At 70.8% G+C, this 1,124-nt stretch carries 1 protein-coding gene and 1 tRNA gene; one reads left to right on the top strand and one right to left on the bottom strand.

The features are described from left to right. Positions 1-167 precede the first annotated feature (167 nt). Positions 168-1,076 carry a recombinase zinc beta ribbon domain-containing protein gene (locus tag FJM51_RS25500; RefSeq protein WP_140456496.1) on the top strand — a complete coding sequence of 303 codons (909 nt, stop codon included), beginning with the start codon at positions 168-170 and terminating at the stop codon, positions 1,074-1,076. Here the strand turns inward: FJM51_RS25500 and FJM51_RS23425 are convergent. Further along, positions 1,033-1,109 (bottom strand) — tRNA-Met (locus tag FJM51_RS23425). The genes FJM51_RS25500 and FJM51_RS23425 overlap by 44 nt on opposite strands. Between the last annotated feature and the right edge of the window lie 15 nt (positions 1,110-1,124).

The following is a 1,124-nucleotide window of genomic DNA, read 5'->3' as shown; positions in this document are numbered from 1 at the left end:
GAACATCCCGCCCGCCGAGGCCGAAGCAAACTACTACGCCGGACTGGAGGCACCCGCCGTGGCGGCGTAGGACTCAAACCAAAACGCCTCCGGCAAACCCGGCGCGCTTCAGCCGGCGGGTCTGGAACCGGCTACGCTACGTCAAGGATCCCTCGACCGGCCGGCGGGTGTCGCGGCTCAATGCTCCCGAGGACTGGATCACCGCCGAGGTTCCGGAACTCCGGATCATCGACGAGGAACTCTGGGCGCGCGCCCGAACCCGCCAGGCGGAAGCCGCCCTGCCCCGTCGCGAGAACGGCGCCGAGGATCCCGCCGAGAACCGGGGCGCCGCCCTCCGCCGCGCCAACCGCCCGCGCTTCCTGCTCTCGGGCCTGGTGACCTGCGGCGTCTGCGGCGGCGGCATGTCGATGATCAGCGCCACCCACATCGGCTGCTCGAGCGCGCGCAACAAGGGCACCTGCGAGAATCGCAAGACGATCGCGCGGAAGAACGTCGAGGAGCGCGTGCTGGGCGCGCTGGCGACGCGGCTGATGGATCCCGATCTCTTCGCGGTCTTCTGCGCCGAGTTCACGGCGGAGACGAACCGGCTGCGCGGTGCGGCGCGGGAGCGGATCGAGGAGCGCAAGCGCGAGCTTGCCAAGGTGAACCGCGATCTCGAGCGGCTGGTGCAGGCGATCGTTGACGGCACGCCGGCGCGGACGATCCACGCGCGGATCGCGGCGCTGGAGGCCCGGCGCGAGGAGCTCGAGGCCGAGCAGACGCGGGGCGAGACGCCGCCGCCGCTGCTTCACCCGGCGATGGCGGAGATCTACCGCGCCAAGGTCGGCAACCTCGCGGCGGCGCTGACGGCGCCGGACAGCCGGGTCGAGGCGACGGAGATCCTGCGCGGGCTGATCGACGCGATCGAGCTTCGCTCTGGCGCCGAGGGCTACGAGATCCTGCTGCGGGGCGACCTGGCCGGGATCCTGACGCTGGCGTCGGACACGAAGAAGCCCGGCGCCGTTTCCGGGACCGGGCTTTCGCAATTGGCGTTGGTTGCGGGGGCAGGATTTGAACCTGCGGCCTTCAGGTTATGAGCCTGACGAGCTACCGGGCTGCTCCACCCCGCGTCAAGGGTTGCGTCT

The organism is Amaricoccus solimangrovi (assembly GCF_006385685.1).
Classification (GTDB): domain Bacteria; phylum Pseudomonadota; class Alphaproteobacteria; order Rhodobacterales; family Rhodobacteraceae; genus Amaricoccus; species Amaricoccus solimangrovi.
The sequence above is the reverse complement of the archived record's forward strand: the minus strand, read 5'-3'. Positions and strand labels throughout refer to the sequence as shown.